Source organism: Lacinutrix iliipiscaria, from assembly GCF_042686125.1.
Classification (GTDB): Bacteria; Bacteroidota; Bacteroidia; order Flavobacteriales; family Flavobacteriaceae; genus Oceanihabitans; species Oceanihabitans iliipiscarium.
Window position 1 is genome coordinate 1 of sequence record NZ_JBHUOV010000011.1, and the last position, 18,316, is coordinate 18,316.

General features: G+C 33.4%; 21 protein-coding genes. 10 read left to right on the top strand and 11 right to left on the bottom strand.

Going from position 1 to position 18,316, the window contains the following annotated elements:
* Positions 1–798, top strand: a 798-nt coding sequence (locus tag ACFS5M_RS12390; RefSeq protein WP_379898985.1) for a GEVED domain-containing protein, incomplete at its 5' end; no start/stop codon positions are given.
* Between the two features lie 173 nt (positions 799–971).
* On the top strand, positions 972–1,778 hold the full coding sequence (locus tag ACFS5M_RS12395; RefSeq protein ID WP_183489984.1) for a T9SS type A sorting domain-containing protein: 807 nt from the start codon (positions 972–974) through the stop codon (positions 1,776–1,778).
* A 13-nt stretch (positions 1,779–1,791) separates the two neighbouring features.
* Here ACFS5M_RS12395 and ACFS5M_RS12400 read toward each other — a convergent pair whose 3' ends face one another.
* The 4 genes from ACFS5M_RS12400 to ACFS5M_RS12415 all read right to left on the bottom strand — a co-directional run bounded on the left by ACFS5M_RS12400 (position 1,792) and on the right by ACFS5M_RS12415 (position 3,773).
* On the bottom strand, positions 1,792–2,184 hold the full coding sequence (locus ACFS5M_RS12400; RefSeq protein ID WP_183489987.1) for a rhodanese-like domain-containing protein: 393 nt from the start codon (positions 2,182–2,184) through the stop codon (positions 1,792–1,794).
* Between the two features lie 10 nt (positions 2,185–2,194).
* On the bottom strand, positions 2,195–2,509 hold the full coding sequence (locus tag ACFS5M_RS12405) for a rhodanese-like domain-containing protein (protein ID WP_183489989.1): 315 nt from the start codon (positions 2,507–2,509) through the stop codon (positions 2,195–2,197).
* Positions 2,510–2,612: 103 nt separating this feature from the next.
* The gene (locus tag ACFS5M_RS12410) at positions 2,613–3,233 is read right to left on the bottom strand and encodes a thioredoxin family protein (protein WP_183489993.1); all 621 of its coding nucleotides are present in this window, start codon (positions 3,231–3,233) and stop codon (positions 2,613–2,615) included.
* A gap of 6 nt (positions 3,234–3,239) precedes the next feature.
* The gene (locus ACFS5M_RS12415) at positions 3,240–3,773 is read right to left on the bottom strand and encodes a redoxin domain-containing protein (RefSeq protein ID WP_183489996.1); all 534 of its coding nucleotides are present in this window, start codon (positions 3,771–3,773) and stop codon (positions 3,240–3,242) included.
* Positions 3,774–4,197: 424 nt separating this feature from the next.
* Here ACFS5M_RS12415 and ACFS5M_RS12420 point away from each other — a divergent pair, with 424 nt between their 5' ends.
* The 8 genes from ACFS5M_RS12420 to ACFS5M_RS12455 all read left to right on the top strand — a co-directional run bounded on the left by ACFS5M_RS12420 (position 4,198) and on the right by ACFS5M_RS12455 (position 11,516).
* Entirely contained in the window at positions 4,198–5,598 is a 1,401-nt protein-coding gene (locus tag ACFS5M_RS12420) for an anthranilate synthase component I family protein (RefSeq protein WP_183489999.1), read from the top strand.
* Between the two features lie 144 nt (positions 5,599–5,742).
* Entirely contained in the window at positions 5,743–6,309 is a 567-nt protein-coding gene (locus ACFS5M_RS12425; RefSeq protein WP_183490002.1) for an anthranilate synthase component II, read from the top strand.
* A 1-nt stretch (position 6,310) separates the two neighbouring features.
* Positions 6,311–7,306 carry an anthranilate phosphoribosyltransferase gene (trpD, locus tag ACFS5M_RS12430; protein ID WP_183490005.1) on the top strand — a complete coding sequence of 332 codons (996 nt, stop codon included), beginning with the start codon at positions 6,311–6,313 and terminating at the stop codon, positions 7,304–7,306.
* Positions 7,303–8,088 carry an indole-3-glycerol phosphate synthase TrpC gene (trpC, locus tag ACFS5M_RS12435; protein WP_183490008.1) on the top strand — a complete coding sequence of 262 codons (786 nt, stop codon included), beginning with the start codon at positions 7,303–7,305 and terminating at the stop codon, positions 8,086–8,088. Before trpD ends, trpC begins: the two co-directional genes overlap by 4 nt.
* Positions 8,085–8,699: a phosphoribosylanthranilate isomerase gene (locus tag ACFS5M_RS12440; protein WP_183490011.1), complete on the top strand. Its 615-nt coding sequence runs from the start codon at positions 8,085–8,087 to the stop codon at positions 8,697–8,699. The genes trpC and ACFS5M_RS12440 overlap by 4 nt, the downstream gene beginning before the upstream one ends.
* A complete protein-coding gene (gene trpB, locus ACFS5M_RS12445; RefSeq protein WP_183490014.1) occupies positions 8,696–9,877 on the top strand; it encodes a tryptophan synthase subunit beta in 1,182 nt (393 codons plus the stop codon). Before ACFS5M_RS12440 ends, trpB begins: the two co-directional genes overlap by 4 nt.
* Positions 9,878–10,040: 163 nt before the next feature.
* Entirely contained in the window at positions 10,041–10,823 is a 783-nt protein-coding gene (gene trpA / locus ACFS5M_RS12450) for a tryptophan synthase subunit alpha (protein ID WP_183490017.1), read from the top strand.
* A gap of 240 nt (positions 10,824–11,063) precedes the next feature.
* Positions 11,064–11,516: a tRNA (cytidine(34)-2'-O)-methyltransferase gene (locus ACFS5M_RS12455; RefSeq protein WP_183490020.1), complete on the top strand. Its 453-nt coding sequence runs from the start codon at positions 11,064–11,066 to the stop codon at positions 11,514–11,516.
* Here ACFS5M_RS12455 and ACFS5M_RS12460 read toward each other — a convergent pair whose 3' ends face one another.
* From ACFS5M_RS12460 to ACFS5M_RS12490, 7 genes are all read right to left on the bottom strand, one after another.
* Positions 11,517–12,200, bottom strand: a complete 684-nt coding sequence (locus ACFS5M_RS12460) for an SDR family NAD(P)-dependent oxidoreductase (protein ID WP_183490023.1) — start codon at positions 12,198–12,200, stop codon at positions 11,517–11,519.
* Entirely contained in the window at positions 12,193–13,230 is a 1,038-nt protein-coding gene (locus ACFS5M_RS12465; protein ID WP_183490024.1) for a M28 family metallopeptidase, read from the bottom strand. The genes ACFS5M_RS12460 and ACFS5M_RS12465 overlap by 8 nt, the downstream gene beginning before the upstream one ends.
* A gap of 99 nt (positions 13,231–13,329) precedes the next feature.
* Positions 13,330–14,958, bottom strand: a complete 1,629-nt coding sequence (locus ACFS5M_RS12470; protein WP_183490027.1) for a pyruvate dehydrogenase complex dihydrolipoamide acetyltransferase — start codon at positions 14,956–14,958, stop codon at positions 13,330–13,332.
* Positions 14,959–14,961: 3 nt separating this feature from the next.
* Positions 14,962–15,960 (bottom strand): pyruvate dehydrogenase (acetyl-transferring) E1 component subunit alpha, encoded by a 999-nt coding sequence (gene pdhA, locus ACFS5M_RS12475; RefSeq protein WP_183490030.1) that lies wholly within the window; start codon positions 15,958–15,960, stop codon positions 14,962–14,964.
* Between the two features lie 154 nt (positions 15,961–16,114).
* Positions 16,115–16,597, bottom strand: a complete 483-nt coding sequence (gene cdd, locus ACFS5M_RS12480; RefSeq protein ID WP_183490033.1) for a cytidine deaminase — start codon at positions 16,595–16,597, stop codon at positions 16,115–16,117.
* An 89-nt stretch (positions 16,598–16,686) separates the two neighbouring features.
* Positions 16,687–17,919, bottom strand: a complete 1,233-nt coding sequence (gene porV, locus ACFS5M_RS12485) for a type IX secretion system outer membrane channel protein PorV (protein WP_183490036.1) — start codon at positions 17,917–17,919, stop codon at positions 16,687–16,689.
* A 34-nt stretch (positions 17,920–17,953) separates the two neighbouring features.
* On the bottom strand, positions 17,954–18,316 hold a 363-nt coding region (locus ACFS5M_RS12490), incomplete at its 5' end, for a hypothetical protein (RefSeq protein WP_379898996.1).

An 18,316-nucleotide genomic window follows, 5' to 3' on the forward strand; every position in this document is an offset into this window, starting at 1 on the left:
GTCCGTTCGATTTGTGGAGCGTTTCCTGCTTCTAACTATTCTGATTCTATACTTTTTACGACGCTAATTGCATATTGTGCTGCAAACGGGAATAATGATAGCTATGAATATATTAGTAATGTGCAAATTGGAAGCTGGAATAATACTTCTGGTGATGGTACAGACGGAACGGGATATTCAAACTTTACTGGAGTTACTCCAACAGATATAGAAGTTGACACACAATATACAATTACAATAACACCTGAATGGCCTAGTTCAACTTACAATGAAGGTTATGCCGTTTGGATTGATTATGATAGAGATGGTACATTTGAAACTTCTGAACGCATTTTTCAAAATTCTGCTACAAATGCAGCAAGTGTTTCTGGGAATTTCACAGTCCCTAGTGGTTTAACCGCTGGTGTAACACGAATGCGTGTTTTAATGGATGATGCTACAACTCCTAATGACCCTTGTGATAGTTTTGACTATGGTGAAGTTGAAGATTATATGATAAATATAGTTGTTGGTACTTTAAGTACTACAGATAACGTATTAGAAACAACTCAAGTTTTTCCTAACCCGTTTAATAATTTAATTACAATTAAATTACCAAGCAACTACAACAGTAATGCTATTGGATTAGTACTATATGATATTAGTGGTAGAATTATTACTAAGCTTGATAATCAAACTCCACAAAACAGTACACTAACTATAAATCATTTGAATAGAATTTCTTCAGGAACCTATTTTATTGAGATTACCAATAATGAAGATGGACACTCAATTATTAAAAGACTGATTAAAAACTAGATTTATAATTTAAAACATCAAAAAAGGCTGAAATTTAAAGATTTCAGCCTTTTTTATGAGATAAAACACAAAACAAACATGCATTTCATCGATTATTATTGTATTTCATAGATATTTATTTGTATTTTTATTAAATTAGTTCCTGATTAAGAACACATTAAACCCCAAATCTAATGTACAAATCTACCCTATTGTATTTACTAATTTCTGCTTGCATGATATTTAATGTTAGTGCAGATAGTTTTAATAAAACTAATCAAATTGCAGAATCTATAAACAGTCCTATCCAAAGAGTAAGGATAGATTTTACGACACCTACAGGCTATGTTAGACACTTATTATTAGCTTTCACTCCAGATAATGCAGCAACAGATGGTGTAGATTATGGCTATGATGGTCTAAATGTGGACAACTTCCCAGATGATTTAAATTGGATGATTGAAGACCAACGTTATGTTATTCAAGGTGTTGGTGCTTTTAACGATTCTAAAATTTATCCATTAGGTCTATTTTTAAGTCATTCAGGAGATATCGAGATTAAACTTCATGCACTTGAAAATTTTAATGAAGACATTAATGTTTATGTTTTTGATGCTCATTTAAACACATTTACACAAATCAACGATAATGATTATACTGGCTATTCAAATAGTGGAGAATATACAAATCGATATTACATAACGTTTTCTGAAGATAATGTCAATTCAGATATTTTTCTTAGCGTTGAAGAAGATGAAATGAACTCCCTAACAGTCTTTTATAATAAAGCCTCTCAACAGTTAATTGTAAAGGCAAAAAACAATATTAATTTAATACAAGAAGTTAATGTTTATGACATTTTAGGAAGAAAATCAAAAGGCACTAAGCAACATAATCAAAACTATTATTCTGTTCCAATTAGAGCATCTAATGCTCAACATATCGTAGAAATAAAAAGTAAAAACAGAGTGGTGACCAAAAAAATTATAATTGCTCAGTAATAGCTTTATTTTTTTAGTGCTCTACAGCTAGGCCTTCATGTTTCCATGTAGAAATACCTCCTTCTAAATCATAGATTTTTTTAAAGCCTGCATCTTTTAGTTTTTGTGCGCAATTAGCACTTCTACGGCCAGAATGGCAATAGAGTACTACAGGTTTTTCTTTATCTAATTTTAAGATATCTTGCTCAAAGGTAGGAGACATAAAATCTATGTTTTGAGCATTTTTAATATAACCTCCTGAAAATTCTTCAGGTGTTCTAACATCTACCAATTGCACCTCATCCATCTTTAAAATAGTTTGCATCTCTTCGGTTGAAACTAATTTTATTTCATCATCTACATCATTCTTACAATTTAAACTAATGAAAGCAATTACAAACACGAGTACTAAAGATAAATTTTTCATTGATTTTGATTTAGTTATTAGATACATCACCTGTCCACTCACTAAAACCTCCTAAAAGATTTTTAGTATTCGCAAAACCCAATTGATTCATTATAGCACAGGCTTGAGCACTACGTCCTCCTGAACGACAATACACATAATAAGTTTTGCTTTTATCTAAAGCTTCTAATTGATTTATAAATTCTTGGCCTTGATAAATATCTGCAACTATAGCATTGGGTATAATACCTTCTTCTGTTTCTTCATCTGTTCTAACATCTAAAATAACTGCATTGTTGTCGTTTGATAATTCTTCAGCCCATTGTTGTTGAGGTAAATCTGCCATTATTTAATTCTATTTTTTTACTAAAATAAGATTTCTTTACCAACTAGACGAAAAAAAATCCGAAGTGTTACGCTTCGGATTGATTTTTATATGAAGATAAAAATTAAACTTTTATTGAGCATCCTATAGCTCTAGTCTGTTTTTCTTCAATGTCTTTACCACTTAACAAGGCATCTACAGCATTTTCGACATACTTTTTACTCACTGCAGAAGCATCTTGGTAATTATCATCAATAGCACCTATGTACATCACTTCATTTCCTTTCTTAGTTTTTTGAAGTAAATAAACGTGAGGTGTTTTAGTGGCTCCATATTGAGGATATATTTTTTGACCCTCGTCTAATAAATAAGGAAATGTAAATCCTTTTGCTTTAGCTCTTGCTTGCATGGCTTCAAAATTATCACCTGGTTTTACGTCTGTGTTATTAGGCATAATCGCAATAACAGGATACCCTTGGTCTGCATACTTTTTGTTTAAAGCTTCTACTCTATCTTCATAGGCAACAGCATAAGGGCAAGTATTACAAGTAAAGATAACTATAAAACCTTTGGCGTCGTTAAAATCGGCTAAAGACACCATGTTTCCATCAATATTTTTTAATTTAAAATCAGTAGCAACATCACCAACTTGGTAACCTTGACTATCATTAGATGTGTTCATGGTGAAGGCACTAATTAGCACAACAATGGTTAATACTGAAATGATTTTAATTACTTTTTTCATTGTTTATTATTTTAAAAATTGTTCAACTTCTGTTTTTAATTCGTCATAGTTAAAAGATTGCTCATAAAACTGACGCTTATTTTTATTATAAATTAATGTTGCTGGTATAGCTCCAGACCAATTTTCATTAACTTTTGGAATCCAAGAATTCGAATCCGGATCATTAAGTGCAATTACTTTTGATTTTAACTTATGCTTTGTTATATAAGGTATTAATTTCTTTTCATAGAGCTTAGGAAAATCTAAACTCACCAATAAAACTTTCACCTTCTTATCCTGATACCTGTCATTAAGTTGTTCAAAATAAGGTAATTCTTTAATACAAGGTGCACACCAAGTTGCCCAAAAATTTACAACATAGGTGGTGTCATCAGACAGATTAATAAATTTTTCAAATTCTTCGAAATTATAAACTTCTAAATTATAATCTTCACTCTGATCATTTACTTTTTCAGCAACGACAGGTAATTCTTCAGTTTTATTTTCATTTTTACACCCAAAAACGAAAACACATAAAATTAACAAAATTCTTATATTCATAGTTGTAAAAATATACATTATCAATCATTTCAAATCTCATTTAACATAATTTTAATTAGTTATTGTAGTTCCATTTATATTTATTATATTTGATGGTACTTCTAATCCCTCGTACTCAATTTAATATAAAATATACCATAATATTGTTACTAGTAAAGATTCGATTAATAGCTAACTAATTCTCTTTACAGCCTAGTAACTACTCAAACTACCATGCAAATGGTAGTTTTTTTATATCATATTTTCGGAATTATCATTTTAGATACCTATATTTGACACAAATAAAAAAACATGAACTCTATTTTAAATATGTGGTGGTGGAATTTTCGAAACTCAATTTTCGTGATCTAATCCTATCTTAATATTTAAATTAAAATATCTAAAAGGCTTGTCAATCACGACAAGCCTTTTTTAATACAAAAAAATGAAAACCTTTAGTCTATACACACATCACAAAAAAATACTAGCAGACACCATAACACCTGTTAGTATTTATCTTAAAATTCGGGATAAATTCCCCAATAGCATTTTATTAGAGAGCAGTGACTACCATGCGAATGATAATAGTTTTTCTTATATCTGCTTTAACCCTATTGCATCAATAGAGGTTAAAAATGATACTATAGTTCAACATTTTCCAGATGGTAGCTCTAAAAAAAATTACATCAAAAACACCCAAGTCACTGAAGAAATTCACAAATTTACTCAGCGCTTTAAAGTCATGTCTAAAGATCAATTTAAATTTATAAACAATGGCATATTTGGTTACACAGCCTACGATGCAGTAAAGTATTTTGAAGACATTAAAATCACAAAAAAAGAAGACGCCATTAATATTCCTGATATTTACTATGCCATTTATCAAAATATAATCGCCATCAATCATTTTAATAATGAAGCCTATATTTTCGCACATTGCCATAATACAGATAACAATATTGAAGAAATACATCAACTTATAAAATCAAAAAGTTTTGCTTCTTATCAATTTTCATCCAATGGTGAAATAACATCCAATCTTTCAGATGACGAATATAAAGCACATGTTGAATTAGCAAAAAAACATTGCGCTAAAGGTGATGTGTTTCAATTGGTGCTTTCAAAAAATTTCACCCAGCGTTTTAAAGGCGATGAATTTAATGTCTATCGCGCTCTAAGAAACATAAACCCTTCGCCTTACTTATTCTACTTCGATTATGGGAATTTCAAAATTTTCGGAAGTTCGCCAGAAGCACAACTCGTCGTTTCCAATGGGCAAACCGAAATTCACCCCATTGCAGGAACATACAAACGCACAGGAAATGATGAAAAAGATGCTGAACTCGCAAGGCATTTAGCAGAAGATGAAAAAGAAAATGCAGAACATGTCATGCTGGTTGATTTGGCTAGAAACGATTTAAGCAAACATGGAAGTCAGGTCAAAGTAGAAACTTATAGAGCCATTCAGTATTTTTCGCATGTCATTCATTTAGTGAGTAAAGTGGTCGGAAAGAAACACGAGAATGTGTCCACAATGCAAATTGTTGCAGACACCTTTCCTGCAGGCACATTAAGTGGCGCTCCAAAGCATAAAGCCATGCAACTTATCGATCAATACGAGAAAACTAATAGAACATTTTATGGTGGCGCTATTGGTTTTATGGATTTTGATGGTAATTTTAATCACGCAATTATGATTCGAACGTTCCTCAGTAAAAACCATCAATTGCATTGGCAAGCTGGTGCTGGAATAGTCTCAAAATCTAATCCAGGAGATGAACTTCAAGAAGTGTATAATAAATTAGGCGCATTAACTAAAGCTATTAAATTGGCTGAACATATTTAATATTATGGCGTTACCACATGGGTCAGGCTTTCAAGGCTCGCTATCGAAGATGAGCTCAAACAAACCTTTCAATCCTTAACGCAAAGTAGAACGAGAATTAAAAAATTGAACTAAAACAGACTCCTATTTCATAGGACTATAAATATGAAAAAAATACTAGTTATAGATAATTACGACAGCTTCACTTATAATTTAGTGCATTATTTAGAAGACTTAAATTGTGACGTCGTTGTCAAACGAAACGACAAACTCACTTTAGACGAGGTTGATTCATTTGACAAAATCGTCTTGTCGCCTGGTCCTGGACTACCAGAAGAAGCGGGTTTATTAAAAGCCATTATTAAAAAATACGCACCTACAAAAAGCATCTTAGGTGTGTGTTTAGGGCAACAAGCTATTGGAGAAGTCTTTGGCGCCTCATTAATAAACTTAGAAACTGTCTTTCATGGTATAGCCACCAAAGTCACCACTTGTGTTGATGATGAATCGCTTTTTGAAGGCTTAGAAAAATCGTTTAGCGTAGGGCGTTATCACTCTTGGGTCGTAGATAGCAATTTACCAGACACTTTAGAGGCCACTTCTTTTGATGATAACGGTCAAATCATGTCATTAAGACACAAAATTTATGATGTTCGTGCAGTACAATATCATCCTGAATCGGTGTTAACACCAAATGGAAAACACATATTAAAAAACTGGTTAAATAGCTAAAATGAAAGACATACTAAACAGACTTATAAACCATGAAAGCATTTCGAGTGAGGAAGCAAAACAGGTTTTAGTTAACATCTCTAAAGGAGACTATAATCAAAGTCAGATTGCATCATTCTTAACGGTTTATATGATGAGAAACATCACTTTAGAAGAACTTCAAGGTTTTCGTGACGCCTTATTAGAGCTATGTATTCCTATTGACTTGACTGACTTTAATACCATCGATTTATGCGGCACTGGAGGTGACGGAAAAGACACCTTTAACATTTCTACATTGGCTTCATTTGTAACTGCAGGCGCTGGAGTAAAAGTAGCAAAACACGGTAATTACGGCGTATCTTCAACGTGTGGCTCGTCTAATGTTATGGAATATTTAGGACTCACCTTTTCTAATGACGAAGACGTCTTAAAACGTGCTCTAGATAAAGCTGGAATTTGTGTTTTACATGCTCCGTTATTTCATCCAGCCATGAAAAATGTCGCACCAATTAGAAAGGCATTAGGCGTAAAAACCTTTTTTAATATGTTAGGTCCAATGGTAAATCCATCCTTCCCCAAAAATCAAATTGTTGGTGTTTTTAATTTAGAGTTACAACGTATCTATAGTTATCTCTATCAGAAAACCGACAAAAATTATAACATTATTCATTCTTTAGATGGCTATGATGAAATCTCGTTAACCAGTGACACCAAAGTAGTGTCAAACACGTCTGAATCAATGTTTTCGTCAAAGGATTTAGGCTTAAGCCAAATACAACAAAGTGATATTTTTGGAGGTGACTCTGTGAAATCTTCAGCAAAAATATTTTTAAATGTCATTAACGGAAAAGGTACAGAAGCTCAAAATAATGTCGTGTGTGCTAATGCTGGATTAGCCATAGCGACAGTACAACAAATAGATCATAAGTCTGGATTTGAGTTGGCTAAAGAGTCACTATTTAATGGAAAAGCTAAAACAGCATTAAACACCTTAATAGCATTAAGTAATTCATGAATATTTTAGATAAAATAGTAGCAGATAAACGCATCGAAGTACGTCTTAGAAAACAACTGATTCCTATTAAACAATTAGAATCATCCGTTTTATTTGAAAGAGAACCTATTTCTTTAACAAATAATTTAAGTCAAAGTACAACAGGAATTATTGCCGAACACAAAAGACGTTCGCCTTCAAAATCTATTATAAACAATAGTTTAAACGTTTATGATATAGCTAAAGGCTACGAAAACGCTGGTGTTTGCGGCATGTCTGTTCTCACCGACGGAAAATACTTTGGAGGGTCTTTAGATGATTTATTAACAGCGAGAGCAAGTTGCACCTTGCCATTACTTCGCAAAGAATTCATCATTGATGCTTATCAAATTATAGAAGCAAAAGCTTTTGGAGCAGATGTCATTTTATTAATCGCTGCCATACTTTCCAAAGCAGAGATAAAGCAATTTTCAGAACTAGCGAAACGCCTAAATTTAGAAGTGTTATTAGAAGTTCATAATGAAACTGAATTACATAAATCAATAATGCCATCCATAGATATGTTAGGCGTCAATAATAGAAACTTAAAAACTTTTGAAGTCCGTTTAGAAACTAGTAAAGCTTTAAGCACACTAATTCCTGAAGATTTTATAAAAGTGTCTGAAAGCGGAATTAGTTCTATTAAAGCTATCAAAGAACTACAACCTTATGGCTATCAAGGGTTTTTAATTGGTGAAAATTTCATGAAAACAGACAATCCCGGAATTAGCGCAGCGCAATTCATTAAAGACTTAGCATTATGAAACTAAAAATCTGCGGTATGAAATTTAAAAAAAACATACAAGACGTTGCGGCATTACAACCAGACTATCTTGGATTTATATTTCACGAAAAGTCATCTCGTTTTTTTGAAGATACTATTCCGAAACTTCCAAAAAACATAAAAAAAGTGGGCGTTTTTGTGGATGAAAAAATTGAAAGTATAGTACATCAAATAAAAAAGCATCAGTTATCTGCAATCCAATTACATGGTCACGAATCTCCCGAAATATGTAAGCTACTTAAATCTATTAACATCGAAGTTATTAAAGTATTCTCAATTAAAGATCACTTCGATTTTTCCGTTTTAACACCTTATGAAGCCGTTTGTGATTTCTTTTTATTTGACACCAAAGGGAAGCATCCTGGAGGAAATGGTTATGAATTCGATTGGACTATTTTAAAAAATTACGCTTCCACTAAACCTTATTTTTTAAGTGGTGGGATTGGCATAGACTCGCTGGAAAATCTAAAAGCGTTTCAAAATATAGAAGCTTCAAAATACTGTCATGCTCTAGATGTAAATAGCAAATTTGAAATTGACGCTGGATTAAAAGATGTAGAATTATTAAACGTATTTAAATCTCAACTATGAGTTACAATATAAACAACAATGGTTATTATGGTGAATTTGGAGGCGCATACATTCCTGAAATGTTGTATCCAAATGTCGAAGAATTACGTCAGAATTATTTAAAAATAATGGAAGAACCCTCTTTTCAAAAGGAGTTTAATCAACTCCTTAAAGATTATGTTGGAAGGCCTTCTCCACTCTATTTTGCTAAACGACTCTCCGAAAAATACAACACCAAAATATATTTAAAAAGAGAAGACTTAAATCATACGGGAGCACATAAAATAAACAATACAATTGGGCAGATTCTTGTCGCTAAACGTTTAGGCAAACAGCGCATCATTGCTGAAACTGGCGCTGGACAGCATGGTGTAGCTACTGCAACTGTGTGTGCTTTAATGGGATTGGAATGTATCGTTTACATGGGTGAAATCGACATCGCCAGACAAGCACCAAATGTGGCTCGAATGAAAATGTTAGGCGCAACTGTTGTTCCTGCTAAGTCTGGAAGCAGAACGCTAAAAGATGCTACCAACGAAGCTATTCGTGATTGGATAAACAACCCAATAAACACACATTATATTATTGGAAGTGTGGTTGGCCCTCATCCTTATCCAGATATGGTGGCGCGATTTCAAGCCATCATTTCAGAAGAAATTAAATGGCAATTAAATGAAAAAGAACTCCAATCTAATCCAGATTATGTCATTGCTTGCGTTGGTGGTGGCAGTAATGCTGCTGGTGCCTATTATCATTTTTTAGAAGATACTAATGTGAAACTTATTGCAGTAGAAGCTGCTGGAAAAGGCGTTAATTCTGGAGAAAGTGCAGCGACTTCCATACTAGGAAAAGAAGGTATTATTCATGGTAGTAAAACGTTACTCATGCAAACTAAAGACGGACAAATAACTGAGCCTTATTCCATTTCAGCTGGTTTAGATTATCCTGGTGTTGGTCCTATGCACGCCCATTTATTTAAAACAGGTCGTGCTGAATTTATTTCAATTACAGATGAGCAAGCCATGTCTGCTGGATTAGAATTATGTCAACTAGAAGGCATCATTCCTGCTATCGAAAGCGCTCATGCCTTAGCCATTTTTGAAAAGAAAACGTTTCAACCTCAAGATATTGTAGTGTTGAATTTATCTGGACGAGGCGATAAAGATTTAGAAACGTATATCAATCATTTTGAGTTATAAAATATTAACCAATGGGTAATCATTAACGCAAAATAGAATAAACATTGTCATTCCATCCTTGATACGGAATCTATACAATATGATTACAACGAGATTATTACATTCACAAAAGTGATAAAAGAAAATAAAGCCCTGAAACAAGTTCAGGCTGACGATAATTACTATGAACAGAATCAATCAAAAACTACAAGAAGATAAAAAACTGCTATCGATATATTTTACAGCTGGTTACCCAAATCTTGAAGACACCGGAACGATCATTCAAAACTTAGAACACAATGGTGTCGATATGATAGAAATCGGATTACCTTTTAGCGATCCATTAGCAGATGGACCAACCATTCAAGCAAGTTCCACTCAAGCCCTTAAAAACGGCATGACTACAGATGTTCTTTTTAATCAGTTAAAAGACATCAGAAAAACGGTGTCTATTCCTCTCATAATAATGGGTTATTTTAATCCTATTTTACAGTATGGTGTAGAAGCGTTTTGTAAAAAATGTCAAGACATAGGTATTGATGGCTTTATCATTCCTGATTTACCAGTAGATATTTATCATGAAAATTACAAAGCCATTTTTGAAAAATATGGATTAATTAATGTGTTCTTAATTACACCTCAAACCACTAAAGAACGTATTGAATTTATAGATTCAATTTCCAACGGATTTATTTATATGGTAAGCAGTGCAAGTGTAACAGGTGGCGATTCTGGTTTTGGAGATACCCAAATAAATTACTTTAAACGCATTGCCGAAATGACACTAAAAAACCCTCAAATTGTTGGTTTTGGAATACATAATAACGACACCTATAATCAAGCCACAACTCATGCTAAAGGCGCTATTATAGGTTCTGCCTTTATTAAACATTTAAATACTAATGGTATTCATAAAATTGATAGTTTTGTTAAATCAATAATTAAGTCAAATGAAATTATTAAATAATTGGAAACTAATAACGTTACTTTGCTTGACCTTAGGTTTGGCTCCTTTTTTTCCCGAGCCACATATTTATGGAAAAATGAAATGGCTATTGGGAGGTGGCGTTGGAATGCAGTTTATGGATTGGTTTGATGTTTTTTTACATGGCTTTCCATTTATATTATTGCTACGGCTGATTATTCTCAAATTCATTAAACCAAATAATACTCCCTAGTTAAAAAGATTTTACTTTCGTAAAAAAATATGGCATTAAATATCGTCTTAATTGAGCCTGAAATACCCAATAACACTGGAAATATTGGGCGTTTGGCTTTGGCTTCAGGATCAAATTTACATTTAGTAAAACCCTTTGGTTTCGAAATTACTGATTCTAGATTAAAACGTGCTGGATTAGATTACTGGCAACATCTTAATCTGTATTATTATGAAAACATTGATGACTTCTTCAATAAAAATGAAGGTGTGAAAATGGTGTTTTTATCAAGTCATGGCAAACAAAACCATTGGGAAATTCCATTTGAAGACGAACTCTTTGTAATCTTTGGAAAGGAATCTGTGGGACTCCCAAAATCTATACTTGAAAGTCATTCTAACAAGTTATATAAAATCCCTATCTACAGTAAAAACGTTAGAAGTTTAAACTTAGCGAATGCGGTAAGCATTGTTATTTATGAAGGCTTACGCCATTTGCAATAATTAAGGTGTAGAATTAGAGACTTGCAATAATTTCCCATTATAAAGTGCATTTCCTTTAAGAGCAAAATCGAAAATATATTCAGCCATTTGGACTGCTGTGGTTGGCGCTTGATAATCTGGAAAAGCTTCTTTTAACATCTCGGTTTGAACAGCACCTAAGGCCAAGACATTAAATTGTGGCCCAGTTGCTTTGTATTCTTCAGCTAACAATTCGGTTAAGGTAATCACAGCGCCTTTACTAGAACTATAAGCTGAAAGTCCTGGGAATTTCATACTACCTTGAACGCCTCCCATTGAACTAATCGTCACAACATGACTATCTTGTTTCATAAAGGGAATCACAATTCTGCTCATTTCAGCAACACCAAAAACGTTGGTTTTATAAACATAGTCAAAATCCTTCATCGAGGTTTCAGCAAAGGGTTTATTCAATAATGTTCCAGCATTATTAATTAAGATATCAACTTGTTTCCATTCGGTTTGAATAAAGTCTTCAACTTTTTTATAATCTTCGGCATGACTCAAATCAAAAGCCATCGAAGTAATATTCTCAAAATGTAAATTATTTACAGGTTGTGCATTTCGCGACAAGGCTAATACATTATGACCTTGATTGGCAAACAAGTGAACAAGTTCAAAACCAATACCTCTACTCGTTCCTGTAATGATAATATTTTTACTCATCTTTTAAAATCACTTCTTTAGTTGGTGCGTTCATCATGCCTTCAAGTGCTGGAATCATTTTATTTATAAAATTAGTCATATGCTCATAATCCATTTTGTCGGCTTCATCGTCTACATGATGGTAAAAGTCATAATTTGTAAAATCGAATGTAGAAATGGCATGTGCTGGAATATTCAATTCTTTAAAGAACGGGAAATTATCTGATCGCATAAACAATTGAAATTCTTTCGCTTTAGGAAAAAAACCAATCAAGTCTTCACCTGCATATCTATTTAAAGTTTCTGCAAAATTTGACCGTTCATAACCACTCATATAAGCTATGGCTTCATTTTCAGCTCTTGGCACACCAATCATTTCAAAATTAATCATCGTGTAGGCATTTAAACCAACGCTTTTAAGGCGTTCAGCTAGATGGCCTGAGCCTTTTAATCCCATTTCTTCAGCACTATATAAGGTGACTAATATGCTGCGTTTATTAGTTTTGGTTTTAGCAAAATAAGCGGCAAATTCCATGGCTGCAATTGTTCCTGAAGCATCATCATTAGCACCATTGGCAATACTATCACCATCAACTACCTTCCCTTTACCTATATGATCGTAATGACCACCTAGGATAATATATTCATTTTTAAGTTTTGGATCATTCCCTTCAACAACACCAACCACATTAAAGCCTTTTATAGTTTCGGTAACATCACTATCTCTAGACTTACGTTTTTCAAATTCAAAATTATCACGATAACTTTCAAAATATGGTTTTATATTATTTCGCTTTAAAAAATCCTCAATAAAGACAGCTGCTTTTTCAATGCCTTCACTTCCTGTAGCTCTTCCCTCTAATTCATCAGAAGTTAGATATTCCATACTTTTTTGAATAGACGCCATTGAAATGGATGCCTCTTCAGGTTGAACATTATTTAATGTTGTTGTATGTTCTGAATGTGTTTTAGTGTCTTCAGTTGAAATGGTTTTAGAACCACCACAGCTTAAAACTGAAGCAAAAATTAACCCTACTAGTATTTTTTTCATTTTAATGTTTTAGAGTTTAAAGATAAAAAAAACCTACTTCAAAAATTTTGAAATAGGTTTTTGTTTTATAAAATTCATTGTCTTTACTAGAAATAAAAATTATACTAGCATAGTCACTGGATTTTCTATATATCCTTTTAAAGTTTGTAAAAATTGAGCTCCTGTTGCACCATCAACAGTTCTATGGTCACAAGCTAAACATAATTTCATTGTATGACCTACAACAATTTTCCCGTCTTTAACAACTGGTTTTTCAACAATATTACCAACTGAAAGAATCGCAGAGTTAGGCTGATTGATAATAGATGTAAAACTATCTATACCAAACATCCCTAAATTAGAAATTGTAAACGTACTCCCTTCCATTTCTTGAGGAGTCAATTTCTTATTTCTTGCTCTTCCAGCATAATCTTTTACTGCAGATCCAATTTGCGGTAAAGTTTGTTCATTAGCAAAACGTACAACAGGAACGACTAAGCCGTCTTCCACAGCAACTGCTACGCCAATATGCACATGATTATTTAATCGCATTTTGTCGGCAAACCATTGTGAATTAACTTGTGGATGCTGCTTTAATGCTAAAGCACAAGCTTTAACAATCATATCATTATATGATATTTTAGTGTCTGGAATGGAGTTGAATTGTTGACGGAATGCTATAGCGTTTTCCATATCAAATTCCACATTCAAATAATAATGAGGTGCCGTAAATTTAGATTCTGCTAAACGCTTCGCAATCACTTTACGCATTTGCGAATTTGCTTTCTCGTCAAAATCTTCTTGTCCAGTTGGCACAAATTTACCAACTGACGTCGTAGAAGCTGAAGGTGTAAAGTTTTCAATATCACGCTTAACAATTCTTCCATTTTCACCTGAACCACTAACTTGAGATAAGTTTACACCTTTCTCTTCAGCCATTTTTTTAGCTAAAGGCGATACAAATAACCTTCCGTTAGAAGTTACTGTTTGCGGTTGATTTTTTGTGCTTTCATTGTTTGCTTTAGGTGAAGAAACTACTGTTTCTTTTTTGATTTCTACAGGCTTTGGAGTTTCCTCTATTTTAGCAGAAGCACCTTCAATTTTAAAGTTATTAGCAATTGCAGAAACATCAGTTCCTTTAGGTCCAATAATAGCTAAAAGGGCATCAACTTTAGCCGATTCGCCTTCATTTAAACCAACATGCAAAAGAGTTCCTGATTGAAACGATTCAAACTCCATAGTGGCTTTATCCGTTTCAATTTCTGCAAGAATATCACCTTCTTCAACTGTATCTCCAACTTTTTTAAGCCAAGTTGCAACAGTTCCTTCTTCCATTGTATCACTTAATCGAGGCATTGTAACCACAGTAACACCTTCAGGCAATTCGGTTTCACTTGCAGGTGCTTTTTCTTCATTTTGAGGAGCTTCACTTTTATCTGGAGCCGCAGCTTGTTCTTGAACTTCGCTTGCTGAATCATTCGCTCCATTTAATAGAGTAGAAATATCTTCATCTTTTTCGCCAATAATAGCTAAAAGCTTATCAACTTTCGTCGTTTCCCCTTCTTGAACACCAATGTGCAATAAAACACCTTCATGAAACGATTCAAATTCCATAGTGGCCTTATCGGTTTCAATTTCTGCAAGAATATCACCTTCTTCTACTTTATCTCCAACTTTTTTAAGCCACGTAGCGACAGTACCTTCTTCCATAGTATCGCTCAATCGAGGCATATTTATAATCTCAGCCATAGCTTATAATTTATGTGGTAAAAATGGATAATCTTCTTGTTCGTAAACAACATCATACATCACGCTCTTATCTGGATAAGGGGATTCTTCAGCGAACTGTTCACATTCACTAACTAAATTTTTCACCCTTTTATCAATCGTTTTAAGTTCGGTTTCAGTAGCATATTTCTTTTCTAAGATAATGTCTTTTACTTGTTTTATAGGATCTATTTTCTTGTATTCTTCAACCTCATCTTTTGTTCTATAGTGCTGAGCATCACTCATTGAATGCCCACGATATCTATAGGTTTTCACTTCTAAAAAAGTAGGTCCTTCGCCTCTTCTAGCACGTTGGATAGCTTCATCGAAAGCTTCAGCTACTTTTATAGGATTCATACCATCTACAGGTCCACAAGGCATTTCATAACCTCGTCCTAACTTCCATACATCTGTATGATTTGCGGTACGTTCTACTGAAGTTCCCATGGCATAACCATTATTTTCACACACAAAAACCACAGGCAGTTTCCATAGCATCGCCATGTTAAACGTTTCATGTAATGAACCTTGTCTAGCAGCTCCATCTCCAAAACAGCAAATGGTAACCGCTCCTGTTTCGTGGTATTTATCACCAAAAGCCATTCCTGCACCTAAAGGAATTTGACCACCAACAATACCATGACCACCATAAAAGCCTTTTTCCTTAGAGAAAATATGCATCGATCCACCTAACCCTTGAGATGTCCCAGTTGCTTTTCCATATAGTTCGGCCATCACTCTTCTAGGATCTACGCCCATTCCGATAGGTTGCACATGATTACGATATGCGGTAATCATTTTATCTTTAGACAAATCCATTGCATGTAAAGCACCTGCAAGTACAGCTTCTTGTCCGTTATATAAGTGAAGAAATCCACGTACTTTTTGTTGAATATAAACTGCAGCAAGTTTGTCTTCAAACTTTCTCCAGAACAACATATCTTCATACCATTTAAGGTAAACTTCTTTTGTGATTTTTTGCATCTAATGTATTATTAAAGTAAAATAACGCTTAAAGACAAGTCTTAAAAAGAATTTATCCTGTATTCCTAATTAAAAATTGGAACAAGCGAATAACAAAAGTAACACTTTAGTTAGTAATAAAAAAGACTGAAAATTGTAAAGTTTTTCGAAAACGTTATAGTGAAGACTTATCGAATACTAAAGGTAATAGATTCGCTAAAGATTTAGATCGGACAACTTTCCCTGTTTCGCCCATGAAATAAATATCTATAGGTTCTTTTTGCTTAACTTCATATTCTGCTAAAGCTTGCCTACATGCACCACAAGGGGGAATAGGAGATTCTGTTTTTTGATTTTGAGAAGCGGCAGTTATTGCAATTTTTAGCATTTTAGCATTAGGAAATTTTGCTCCTGCATAATAAGCCGCTGTTCGTTCTGCACATAATCCTGAAGGATAAGAAGCATTTTCTTGGTTACTTCCTGTAACGATTTCTTGATTATCTAAAAGGATTGCAGCTCCAACATGAAATTTAGAATAAGGTGCATAAGCTTTATCTCTGGCTTTAACAGCCTCTAGCATTAAAGTTATAATAGCTTTAGGGAGTTCATCTAAATTGTCAAAAACTGTTAATATAGATTCTATTTTGATGTCTTTCACTTGCTTAAATTTTATTAAAGATAAGAAACTCTATTAGACAAAAAAACTATTGCTTTTGGCAATAGTTTTTTGTTATTCTTGATTCAATATTAATATTCAGAGTAGGTTTCTGTTCCAAAATTAAAGGCCAATGAGAAACGTAATGTATTCTCTAAAGGACTCTGTACTTTAGACGCCGAAAACAAATAGGACAAGTCAACTCTTACAATATTGAATTTAAACCCTGCGCCAATCGCAAAGAATTTTCTCGCCCCTTTTTCTTCTGCTTCATTAAAGTAACCGGTTCTAAATGCAAATGAGTTTTGATACATATACTCTGCACCAATCGCATAAGTAAACTCTTGAAGTTCTTCGCTAAAACCACCTGGAGCATCTCCAAAAGATTGGAATATTCCAGAAATAAAGCTCACATCTGGATCTTTACCTTCCATAATCACGTAATCATCTACTACAGCTCCTAATGCTTCACCATCGTCATATTCGCCATTACCATTTTCGTCAGTATATTCGCGTTCTACTCCTGTTTTTGGAGGTGTTGGCACTAATAATTTAGCTACTTCACCTGTTACAGAAATCTTATTATATTCGTCTAAAAGAAAATCAAATCCACCACCTAAACGTAAGGTCGTAGGTTGAAAGTTTTCAACTCCACCTTCGGTATATTTAAATTTTGGTCCAATATTTTGAATCGCAAATCCTAAACGGGTTCTACCATTAAAACTATTATAAGCTTCCTCTTCACTTTGGTAATATCCAGAAATATCTACACCAAAAGTATTTGCAGCAGTAGCATCTGCATCAAAACCATTAAGTTTTAAGTCTGAACGCAAATAACGCATCGCTACAGACATGGCAAATTGTTCGCTTAATTTAAGTGCATAAGACACATCAAGTGTAAATTCATTAGGTCTTTGAACAAGCGCTTCAGAAAATTCGTCTTGTACGAATTCTATATCTCCTAAGGAGAAATACCTTAGGCTAACTGCAAAAGCACCTCTTTCATTTAACTTGTTATAATAAGTAAGATTTCCTAAAAAGATATCTTTCACTAATTTACTTAAATATGGTGTATAACTTATCCCAACTCCTTGTTGATCTGTTGAAAACGCATATTTAGATGGGTTCCATTGTTGAGAAAAAGCATCCATTCCTGTGGCCACTCCCATATCTCCCATTGCAGCTGCACGAGCATCTGGAGTGATTAATAAAAACGGCACACCTGTTGTAATTACTCTAGAATCAAAATCTGGAATTACAGTAGTTTGTGCATTAATATTAGTTAGGAATAATAAGCATGTTAGGGCTAAAATTGATTTTTTCATTTGTTATTCTTTATTAGGCAAATATAAATTATTATTATAGTATTACAAGTTTCTCTATTTTTTCGACTTTTTTATTTAATGTATTTGAACGTACAGTGAGCTTATATACATACACTCCTTTTCCAATTTTATCACCAAAATCGTCACGTCCATCCCAAATAATATCGCGAGATAACGCTGATGTTCCTTTTCCACAGCATTCTGATGAATTAGTTTGTCCGTTTAAGGTTCTTACTAATTTACCAGAAACGGTAAATATTTGTACAGAAACGTCTAATGGAGCAGAACTATTGTGATTGAACCAAAATTCTGTATAATTGACAAAAGGGTTTGGATAATTTAACACATTATTAATTACTAGCTTTTCATCCTCATCAAAAACCATAAACTGTATTTC

What these genes read in the sequence shown, in the direction of transcription:
- ACFS5M_RS12455 (WP_183490020.1), top strand. Translation starts at nt 11,064, where the DNA reads ATGGCATTAAATATCGTCTTAATTGAGCCTGAAATACCCAATAACACT.
- trpA (WP_183490017.1), top strand. Translation starts at nt 10,041, where the DNA reads ATGAACAGAATCAATCAAAAACTACAAGAAGATAAAAAACTGCTATCG.
- ACFS5M_RS12470 (WP_183490027.1), bottom strand. Translation starts at nt 14,958, where the DNA reads ATGGCTGAGATTATAAATATGCCTCGATTGAGCGATACTATGGAAGAA.
- trpC (WP_183490008.1), top strand. Translation starts at nt 7,303, where the DNA reads ATGAATATTTTAGATAAAATAGTAGCAGATAAACGCATCGAAGTACGT.
- ACFS5M_RS12410 (WP_183489993.1), bottom strand. Translation starts at nt 3,233, where the DNA reads ATGAAAAAAGTAATTAAAATCATTTCAGTATTAACCATTGTTGTGCTA.
- ACFS5M_RS12405 (WP_183489989.1), bottom strand. Translation starts at nt 2,509, where the DNA reads ATGGCAGATTTACCTCAACAACAATGGGCTGAAGAATTATCAAACGAC.
- porV (WP_183490036.1), bottom strand. Translation starts at nt 17,919, where the DNA reads ATGAAAAAATCAATTTTAGCCCTAACATGCTTATTATTCCTAACTAAT.
- ACFS5M_RS12395 (WP_183489984.1), top strand. Translation starts at nt 972, where the DNA reads ATGTACAAATCTACCCTATTGTATTTACTAATTTCTGCTTGCATGATA.
- trpD (WP_183490005.1), top strand. Translation starts at nt 6,311, where the DNA reads ATGAAAGACATACTAAACAGACTTATAAACCATGAAAGCATTTCGAGT.
- ACFS5M_RS12420 (WP_183489999.1), top strand. Translation starts at nt 4,198, where the DNA reads ATGAAAACCTTTAGTCTATACACACATCACAAAAAAATACTAGCAGAC.
- ACFS5M_RS12465 (WP_183490024.1), bottom strand. Translation starts at nt 13,230, where the DNA reads ATGAAAAAAATACTAGTAGGGTTAATTTTTGCTTCAGTTTTAAGCTGT.
- trpB (WP_183490014.1), top strand. Translation starts at nt 8,696, where the DNA reads ATGAGTTACAATATAAACAACAATGGTTATTATGGTGAATTTGGAGGC.
- ACFS5M_RS12400 (WP_183489987.1), bottom strand. Translation starts at nt 2,184, where the DNA reads ATGAAAAATTTATCTTTAGTACTCGTGTTTGTAATTGCTTTCATTAGT.
- ACFS5M_RS12415 (WP_183489996.1), bottom strand. Translation starts at nt 3,773, where the DNA reads ATGAATATAAGAATTTTGTTAATTTTATGTGTTTTCGTTTTTGGGTGT.
- ACFS5M_RS12440 (WP_183490011.1), top strand. Translation starts at nt 8,085, where the DNA reads ATGAAACTAAAAATCTGCGGTATGAAATTTAAAAAAAACATACAAGAC.
- ACFS5M_RS12425 (WP_183490002.1), top strand. Translation starts at nt 5,743, where the DNA reads ATGAAAAAAATACTAGTTATAGATAATTACGACAGCTTCACTTATAAT.
- ACFS5M_RS12460 (WP_183490023.1), bottom strand. Translation starts at nt 12,200, where the DNA reads ATGAGTAAAAATATTATCATTACAGGAACGAGTAGAGGTATTGGTTTT.
- pdhA (WP_183490030.1), bottom strand. Translation starts at nt 15,960, where the DNA reads ATGCAAAAAATCACAAAAGAAGTTTACCTTAAATGGTATGAAGATATG.